The organism is Flavobacterium sp. EDS (assembly GCF_020991525.1).
Lineage (GTDB): Bacteria > Bacteroidota > Bacteroidia > Flavobacteriales > Flavobacteriaceae > Flavobacterium.
Genome location: NZ_JAJMOZ010000030.1, coordinates 1 through 10,724 on the forward strand (window position 1 = coordinate 1; position 10,724 = coordinate 10,724).

Here is a 10,724-nt window from a genome sequence, read left to right on the forward strand (position 1 = left end):
TCGCATATACCACTAATTTAGCTAAATCAGTATTACCTGTTTTAGAATTATATGCTCTTTGCGTAGGAGTTCGCTTGTTTTTAGGAGGGAATTACTTTATTTTGCCATGCGCTTCTTTTGGGTCAGAGCACGTTTTAAGACAATCAGCTTCAAAATTAAATTTTTTCAATGCATTGTATATATCTGTGAAATCTACTCCAATGTTAATCTCATTTAATTCTGATAGTATTTTTTTTATTGACTTTTGTTCAGTAGATGACTGATTAATGCTTTTCATTAGAGAAAACAAATCATTACCATTAAACCCTTTTATTCTAAAAAACTCTTTACTCTCAATATTATAAGCCAAGATGTATTCATCACAAGAAGAGGTTTTAAGATAAATTTCTAATTTTTCATCCATTGATTTTATTTTGTTCTTACCTAATTTAAACTTACAAAATAAAATATCTGAACCATAATTACCCAAAGTGTCTATTTCAATATTTATCACTTCAGGATTATATACATTTCTTTTGTCGGTTTTATCCTTTATTACCAAAACATTTTCCTGAATAAAATGTAGTATAAATGACCTTTCAATACTACTACTAGTAGTACTACTTGTTTGAGAGTGACAATTTAAAGAAAAGGCGAAAAATAAAATTAATATTAGTTTTTTCATATTCTATCGTTATTTAGTTTGTTATTTTAAAAATTATACCAAATTTATTTTTTGTTTTGAGCTTTTAATGTATCATACCTTTCTTGCCAATCCATAGCAGTTTTGGATTGAAATGTATTTCTGTTTGAAGGGTCTTGGCAATTATGCGTTGTGGTATCTTGCATAGCTCGAGTTGGATTTTGTACATTATTATATGCATGTCCCATCTCGTGAGCTAAAACATTGCTCACGGGCTTTATCGTACCAAAATCTAAAGTAGTACTTATAGAAGCTATACTGTTAAAAGTGCCATCAGTATTTTTATTAAATCCTGTTTTGGTAACAGCTCCACCAAATTCATAAGCATTACCTGCATTAAGGGTTATGTCAATATTTTGTACAGTTCCATTACTGTCTGTAGAAGTTAAATTATTTGCTTTATCAAAATTTGTAGGGTCAGTAGCTTTAAAGTCATCTATTGATGCTTGGATATTTGCTTCTGCTGCTACACTTTTTTCAAGAGCATTAGAAATTTTTTCAAAAGAATTAACAGTAGATTTGTACTCTTTATATTCTTCTTTTGAAGCAAAATCTTTTTTAGATAAGTTAGTATTACCGTTATATTTATTATTTAAGTTTTCTTGTTGTGCTTTATTTTGAGATTCTAGTCTTTGTCTTCGAGCGGTTTCCCCATTAATGATTTCCATTCCATTAGGGTCAATATATCTCATTGGATTATTCGCTACATAAACATATGGTGACATAGAATAATATAACTCTGCTTTCGGGTCAATATTCATCCAACGACCTAATGCGGAGTCATAATTCCTAGCACCATAGTCATACATGTTAAGCCCCAGTTCGTCTTGCAATTCCTTTCCGTTATACTTATACTTATAATTCGGTTGTTTATTATCTGTATTATACCCCTCATGTTTTAAACCAAATGGATAGTAATTATTTTCTTCAAGAATTTCAAGAACATTTTGAGCATTCTTTTTGTAGCTCACCCGAACATTTCCTAAATGATCCGTATAATTAAATACATAATTATAGCTGTTTGCTCCATTTACAGGTGTATTGTTTACATAACCTTCTGCTGTTGGAAAATACTGCAGTACATCGTTTTTATACTGAAATCCTCCCAAATACTTAGTTTGAGTTACAACTCCATTATCAGTTACAATTTTCTCTAGTTTTTGCCCCGTTGCGTTGTAAATATAGACAATGTTTCCATTTGTGCCAAATGTTATTTTGGTTGGTAAATTAAGATGATTATAACGTATTTCTGTGATGTTTTTGTTTTCGTCTTTAATTAAATTACCATTACCATCATAAGCATAATCATCAGAACTGTCATTATAACCATCACTATCATCTTTAAATCCTTTTGGAGAATTAGAGGTATCGCTTACTTTCATCAATTGATTTGAATTATTCTGATAGAAATACCCCAAATTATCCATATTATCGGCGTATGGATTACTACCAACTCCAGCAACAAACTTACGTTCTAGATGCATAATGTTTCCATTTTTGTCGTAATCCAGATTTTCTCCAAAATAATTCTTGTTGTCTGTAAGGCTTGGAGTTTGGTAAGTAGCATCTTTTAAGCGATTTAATTGATCATATTGATAACCATACCCACGTATAACCCCTGTAACATCAGAGCCAGTAGTCCAAGAAGTCTCAGCAATATTACCATTATATAGTGCTTTTGCAGCATTAGAATTCCAATCTACTTTATTATAGTTTATCTTAAAAGCAAACAAGTCTTTAGGATCGCTATCTTGTTCTAAATTATCTGTTTTATTTATGGCCGTTAGCCAGCCTCTTATATTGTAAGTATAATCAATTTTTTGCAGTGGATTCCCTGTATTGTTCCCTACTCTTTTGTATTTAAGTTGCCCTAATTCATCATAGTTATTTTCAGAAAGAAGCTGTATTACGCCCCCATTTATCTGATGGGTATGCGTAAACAAACGATCTTGTGCCGTATAGGTAAACTCTTCTTTTATGATAAGCTCTGTTGCTCCTGATTCGCGCTTGTGTTTGGTTATTGTGTATAACGTTTTTCCTGTAAAATCAAGTTTATTATCAGTGATGGTATATCCACTTAAGTGGTTTTGTAAATAACTGCGTATTGGTCGGGCTTTATCATCATAAAAAATACTGCTAGTTTCTCCCAAAATGGAAGTGGCTGTTGTTAATACTCTTGTCCAACTGCCTGTTGCAAGTCCTTTTGTATTTACCAAAACGGCTTGTCCTTCAACTGTTGTAGGAACACTAGCTGCGTTTGGGTAACTGTAATTATCATAATAATTTACGGTTAGGAGCGTGAAACTTTTCGGTTCAATAGCGTTACTATAATTTACAGCAATTTTATCGATAGTACCAGAAGTTTTTTGTTTAGTTTCGAATATAACAGCAGTTGTATCTTGAGCATCCTGCATGGTTTTTCTACTTGATGCATTCGGGGTTGAATTTAACCAACCTGTATAAATTGGTCGACTAAACGCATCGTATTTAGTAATTAACCAACCTACTGCTGTATCGTTATTAAAAGGAGAATTGGCTGGTCCTGTAGCCACAGGACGGTCTCGTTTATCATACACTATAAACTCCCATTGCTTGCCTGGTAATTTCTTTTCGGCCAAACGGTTGCGATTATCGTATTTGTATTGGTAGCACAATCCGTTTAAAACCTCTTCAGTTATAGCTCCATCTGCCTTTGGCGGAATTACATAGGTTAGGTTTCCGTAAGTATCATAAACATAATAGGTATCATGTTTTTGTTGCGATTCGTAAGTCCTTTTTAAAACTACTTGTCCTTGTTTATTTTTAAATTCTTCTGTTCCTGTTTTTGCTTCCGGAGTAGTATTTTCATCATAGGTAATGGTCTTATACAATTGATTTTTTTCATAATGACCGTTATCTAAAAAAGAAATATTATACAAACCCAATCCAGCATCCCAAGTAGCGGTTGCTTTATATAATTTTACTTCATTATCCTCATTGGTTTGATACTCGAATTTAATTTCGTGGCCATTATTCATCGCCCAAGCATTTCCGGGTGCTGCTTGCTTTAAAACTCGATTTAAAGGAGCGGATTCCAATTTCTTTTCTGAAAATGGATTTGTGGTGTTTTCGTATTTTACTGTGCTATAATAATTTACAGTAGCATTTATTGCTGTAGCTGGATCTATTTTGCCATAGCTATTTCCTCCATTTGATGATGCATAAGGCAAGTACTCTTTCAGCTGTCTTCCAAAACCATCATATTCCACAGGAGTTATAATATCTAGTCCACCATCACCCTGACCAATAGCGATGGTTTGTATTGGCCGACCCAGTCCGTCAAAATAACTTACATTTTGATTTATTTCGTCTTTGGTCAGTGAATTAAAATTTCCTGCTTTGATGGCCTTTTTTGGGGTGATTGTATAAATAAAATTATCATCACTGAAAGTTTGAGCCACTATATTGGTACTTACGCACAAAAACATAATTAATATTGGTATATATTTTTTCATACGATTAAGGTATATGATTAAAAGAAATTCGTGCATGAGTTAATGCGCGTACTGGCACAGTAAGTGTTTTTTCTGTTTCTCCAGGTAATAAAGACAATTGAACGGTTAAATAATTTGTGAAATTTTGGGCCGTATCATAGACAATTTCAATATTATATGTTCTTCCATTATGATTCGCGGAGGAAGCAGTAAGAGTTATGAACATTTTTTTTAATAAGATCTCATAAACACCTTGTGCATCAAAATAAATCTGTTTACAGGTACCATTTGTATTAGCATAGCTCTGTCCTTGAGAATTTACTATCTGCTGAGCAAAACTATCTGCCTCTGCTTGAGATTCGTAAGAAATAACAGAATTATCTGGAACGACAAACAGAGTTGGTCCTACTGGCTCGGTTCCTAAACCACAGTTGTTTTTAATAAAACTACCACTTTTGGATTTGTTATAAAAGACACAATTCCCATTTGTATTGGCATTAGCTTGGCCATCTTTATTAAATTGAAGTAATCCTTTTGAATCAGCATCTGCTTGAGATACTATTGAAGTTGAGCTACCAGCTGGCTGGCTATAGGCTACATTTGTACCTGTGCCACCTCCAATTCCACAATTATTCTTGGTAAATGAGCCACTTCTAGCAATACTCTTAAACGTACAACTTCCATTAGTGTTGGCATTGGCTTGCCCATCAACATTAAATTTTGCTAAACCTATAGCATCAGCATCTGCCTGTGAAATTCTCGAAGTAGAAACCCCAGCAACCTGATAATAAGTCACAACTGAAGCAACTCCACCTACAGCACAATTGTTCTTGGTAAAGGAGCCACTTCTGGCAATACTACTAAAAGTACAATAACCATTAGTGTTGGCATTGGCTTGTCCATCAACATTAAACTTTGCTAAACCTATAGCATCAGCATCTGCCTGAGAAGTTTTCGATGTAGAAACCCCAGCCACCTGATTATACGCCACACTTGAACCAACACCGCCTACAGCGCAATTGTTTTTGGTAAATGAGCTACTTCTGGCAATACTCTTAAACGTACAATCCCCTTTAGCGTTGGCATTGGCTTGCCCATCAACATTAAACTTTGCTAAACCTATAGCATCAGCATCTGCCTGAGAAGTTTTTGATGTAGAAGCACCAGCGACCTGATTATACGCCACGCTCGAACCAATACCGCCCGAAGCGCAATTGTTCTTGGTAAATGAGCCACTTCTGGCAATGCTGCTAAAAGTACAATCCCCTTTAGCGTTGGCATTGGCTTGCCCATCAACATTAAACTTTGCTAAACCTATAGCATCAGCATCTGCCTGAGAAGTTTTTGAAGTAGAAACCCCAGCGACCTGATTGTAAGCGACACTTGAAGCGACACCACCCACAGCGCAATTGTTTTTGGTAAAGGAGCCGCTTCTGACAATACTGCTAAAAGTACAACTACCACTTGCGTTTGCATTATTTTGCCCATCAACATTAAACTTTGCTAAACCTATAGCATCAGCATCTCCCTGAGAAATTCTCGAAGTAGAAACCCCAGCGACCTGATTATAAGCCACACTTGAACCAACACCGCCTACAGCGCAATTGTTTTTGGTAAAGGAGCCACTTCTGGCAATGCTACTAAAAGTACAATACCCTTTAGCGTTGACATTGGCTTGTCCATCAGTATTAAATTTAGTTAAACCTATAGCATCAGCATCTGCCTGAGAAATTTTTGACGTAATAACACCGGCTATCTGATTATAAGCCACGCTTGAACCAATACCGCCCGAAGCACAATTATTTTTTGTAAATGAACCACTTCTGGCAATACTCTTAAATGTACAATCCCCTTTAGCATTGGCATTGGCTTGCCCATCAGTATTAAATTTAGTTAAACCTATAGCATCAGCATCTGCCTGAGAAATTGTTGAAGTAGAAACCCCAGCCACCTGATTGTAAGCTACACTTGAACCAATACCACCCGAAGCACAATTGTTCTTGGTAAATGAGCCACTTCGAGCTATACTTTTATATAAAACAATGGTTGTAGAAGTGTTGTCACTACAATCTATCTGTTGCCCTTTGAAGTTGTAACAATATTTTTGAAGAATATTTAAGTCCTTATCCTTTATAAATTTTAATTTATTAGACAAGTCATATTCATAATAGGATGAAAACCCTTTTGGATCTGTAATACTAGTTACCCCAATAAGCGGATTGTAGGTATAAGTAGAAATAAAAGCATCATCAAAAGTATTTCTAAGCACTGCTAATCCCTTTCTTAAAAGTTCTTCAGTGCAGTTATCTCCAAGACAATTATCTGAGTCTTCATTTGATAATCGCTGCAGGTTAGTAATAGTTGATTCAGGGATAGTGGAGTATTTTACATTTTCAATTTTTGCAATAGGTTGTGTCTTATTGTACCCCCAAATAATAGACACAGGAGTTCCTCCCTCTAAAGTATACTGCAAAATATTACCTTTATCATCATACTGATCATAGGTTATTTTCTTTTCTAAGTTACCTGTTCCTGGAAATTTAGCTCCATAAATAAACTTTGGAAGCAATAAATTCCCTGTTAATATGCTATTATCATAAACTGTTAGTTGCTCAGATATTTTGTTATCATTTTTAAGAGTTACTTTCTTTAAAGCAGGAGAATATATATTTTTATCTTTCAACTGATTCACAAACGGTTGACTTACCATTGTAGCATCAGTAGCATAATAATATTCATTTTTTGTCACATCTCCAACAGAATTTGTTGTTGATTCAGAACTTATTAAATAAGGATAGGTAGTATTGTACTTATAATTAGTAATATTAATGATTTCTTTATTTCCTATAAAATCTATTTCTGTTGTTTGTGTTTTAGCTCGAATTCTACAATAATTATAATATTTCTCAACACTTAATTGTTCTCTTATATAACAAATTAAAGTAGTACAACGTCCGATAGTACCTTCAACGACAAATTCAGGCTCTACTCTATTAAATACCTGATTTAGTTCCATGTGCATAAATCCCTGTTCGTTTGAAATTCCTAATTCGGTATTATAATTATGAAACTTTTTTGAATCTATAATCTCATATTTATTTTTAGTTATTTTGCGAGGAACATAAGCACCTGCTTGATTCTCGTACAGCGTTGTTTCTTCTAATTTACCATCATACCAGGCATCAGTATTTGAGTAAGGTGTAGTTTGTAAATATTTTCGATGGACATTTATTGGTCTATCGTTATCCGTATCGTTAACTAAAAATTTATTTTCAATAACATTCTTATTAGCTAGTATGGTACTAATCGTATTGTAATTAATCCTATTTCCTCTTGTATTAAAAGCAAGGGAATAATTACTAGAACCAAATGTCCATACATTATCACAATCAACACGAGTATTAATACCATTTTCGAGAAAACAGGTAGGTGCTGTACAACTAATAGTCCAAGAAGGGTGTTGTGGGTAATTATGGTGAAGTGATGTTTTTCCAGAAATCAGATCCGATACATCATTGTATACATATTTTTTATAATTATACATATCATCATTCGCGTCATAATCTGTAATACTTAATACCCTGGCTCCACTATAATTTACAACCGTGGGTACTCTTACATTATATTTATTATAAGAAATAGCAAGGCTACCACGTATGTCATTAAATTTTGTCATTACACTATAAGTTACCTCATACAAATGACCCTTTTTCGTTTTTATCGGTAGAAATATTCTTTGAAATCCTTGATAATCAGTTGGATATCTAGATGGAAATATTGTTTCATTAGAAATAAATTCTTCGTCAGCATCAATCACTAAACTGTATAATATTTCTCCTTCAGTCAGATCTTTTATAGTCAAACCATGTCTGTCGTGAATGTCATCAATAGTAACCCCCTCACATCTATCTACTAAAGCATGAGCAGATAAAGATATGCTAGTATCATTTCCGATAAAAGTAAACTGATGTGATTCAACAGGCTCATTGTTAAAACCTTGACAACTTGTTTTACTCAGCTCTATATACTTTGATTCCGATTTTTCAGTCTCTAAATTTTCAAGATTCAAATTGTTTTCATAAGCTATTTTAGAATATCCTTTGGTGGGATATATAATTTTAGTTAAAACACCATATAAGGATTTTTGAGTATCTGTAGAACGATCAGCTTTGTCAATTAATCCTGGAAATTTATTTATCATCAACGCGAAAATTTCATTCATTTTACTACCATTCGCAGTGACATTAAGAAGTGAGTTGAAAAAATTTTCATTTGTATAACCATAAAAATCCTGACTATACGAAAGCCTAGGGCTTAATCCATCAATATTGTTGTATTCAAATTCCTGAGTACCATTGTTTTTAAATATTATTTTTTCTAAAAATGCTCTTTTATCATTTACTTTTGTATTGGGGTTTGGAACATTAAAAGACTTACTAGATGAATAAAGATATTTTAAATTTATTTTGTCAACATCTTCAAAACCATTAGTAACAATCAATTCATCAAGCAGGTAACCATCGTAATAATCTTCTCTCTGAGTCAAATAATTAAGTTTTATTTTAGAGGTACCAAAATCGATTTGGCTCAATACTTTTGTATTAGTACTACGAAAATATGACGTACAATTAGAGATCGTTCTTGGATCTGGGCAGCGATAATGATCCTCAGAGAACCTGTAAGTTACACTTTGAGAATAATCATAAGGATAATGCTTGAATATATTTGTGTATGAAAAATTAACAAACTGATTTTGAAATTCAATTTGTTTCAGAACCCAAGCCGTAGGGATTGGCTCTTCATAATTTCTGGAACAATTACTGGTGATCTCAGAGCTCTCTACAAAATCAGGACTCCCCCCAAAAGTATATTTAATCCCCTCGGCAGTGATAAAGGTAAATTTAAGTGATCTTGTAAAACCATCAACAACTACTTCAAATGTTGCTTTTATCCCATTCTCATCACTATCTAAATAAATTTGATTGTCGTCAATATAAAAAGTTCCACTATGTCCATTAAAATTAAAACTAAATGCATCTTGTTCAGTATCTAACCAGTTAAAAAATTTACTCCCTTTTGAATTATAAGTTGTATTCCAAAGTTTCATAGCATCTTCTTTAATGTTTGCTAGGTAGTAAGCGTCTGTATAACCTCCATCTACAATGTGCTTTATATATTCAGTATCGGGTCTGAACTTTTCGGTGCTTAGGTCTTCATCAGGCCGATCTTTAACCACTCTAGTAATCATTCCTCCTGCCATAAGGTTCCAGTTCATCCCTGCTATCCCGGCAATATCATTAACTTTTACTCCATCAGTATAATAACTTAAAGAAATTGGAACATTCATTCCCCCATATTTAATATTATGAAGTGGAACAGAATAGGAAAAGCCTCCGTTATTATTTCCCATTTCTAATCCTCCGTATTTTGTGAAATTATAATTATCGATAGAAGGTGGTAAAATATTAATTGGTTCTTCTTGAGCTGTCAATACTGAAATTTTCAGTAAAAACAGTAGTATTAAAAGTGTTTTATAAAAAGACATACTAAAACGTAAATGTTTTAATTTTGCCTTAATTAATGGCTTATAATTCATAATTATTTTATGTAATGGTCTATTTTGGTTGTATTCTATTTATCAAACAGATAGGCATAATATTAGGTTCTTAAAAAAGACTATTTCAATAAATTCTATAAAACAATCTTATCTTCAAGTAGAATTAGTTTTTCCCTCTTCTTATTACTTTAATACCATCTGTTTTTACATTGGTTTTTATATTAACGATATAAATACCTTCGGGGTATTGCCCTAAATCAATAGGGACGGTTCTGTCGGTTATAGGAAATTGTTGTAGGATACGCCCCATCATATCTACAACCATTGCAGTTCCTTTTTCATACTCATATCCTATGATGATATTAGTGAATGTTACTGCAGGATTTGGTATTGCTTCTATATCTATTTTAACTTTTTCTACCTTGGTCTTGTCTTTTAATTTGACTACCCAAAAATCATTTCCTCCTATACTACCATTTTTATCTTTGGATGCACTAGAGTTTGAGGTTCCTGCCATAAGATAGCCTCCATCTCGAGTCTCTATGAGTTTGCGTAAGATATCTTCGCCTGCACTCCCTACTGTTTTCTTCCAGAGCTCCTCTCCTTTCTCATCTATTTTTAAAGCGATATAATCGTTGATTCCTGTTTTCTCTTTATTTACCAATCCCATAGCTTTTCCTGCTAGTCCTTCTGTGGGATGTTTGTTTTCACTTTGGGCATACCCACCAATTAAGTACGTGTTGTCTTTATTTTCTACAAGTGAAGTCAGGATATCTACTTTCCCAAAATCGTAGGTTTTACTCCAAATGACTTCGCCTTTTTCATCTAGTCTTAGTACCCAATAATCGGTACCGTTTCCTACCATGCCACCCAATGTAGTAAGCGGTTGTGTGCTATTTGAGTTTCCTCCTGCTATATAACCTCCATCTTGGGTTTGATGAATGACATACAGTTGATCGTCTCCATTACTGCCATAGGTATTTTGCCATTCTATGGATCCAACAGCGTCAAT

At 33.6% G+C, this 10,724-nt stretch carries 4 protein-coding genes; all 4 read right to left on the minus strand.

The annotated features are described in order from the left end of the window. Window positions 1-91: 91 nt before the first annotated feature. Window positions 92-664 (minus strand): hypothetical protein, encoded by a 573-nt coding sequence (locus LPB87_RS20435; RefSeq protein WP_230729197.1) that lies wholly within the window; start codon window positions 662-664, stop codon window positions 92-94. Window positions 665-708: 44 nt separating this feature from the next. Next, on the minus strand, window positions 709-4,176 hold the full coding sequence (locus tag LPB87_RS20440) for a DUF6443 domain-containing protein (RefSeq protein ID WP_230729198.1): 3,468 nt from the start codon (window positions 4,174-4,176) through the stop codon (window positions 709-711). A 4-nt stretch (window positions 4,177-4,180) separates the two neighbouring features. Further along, window positions 4,181-9,751: a DUF5977 domain-containing protein gene (locus LPB87_RS20445; protein WP_230729199.1), complete on the minus strand. Its 5,571-nt coding sequence runs from the start codon at window positions 9,749-9,751 to the stop codon at window positions 4,181-4,183. 124 nt (window positions 9,752-9,875) lie between these two features. Beyond that, the coding region (locus LPB87_RS20450; RefSeq protein ID WP_230729200.1) for a T9SS type A sorting domain-containing protein at window positions 9,876-10,724 on the minus strand (849 nt) is incomplete at its 5' end.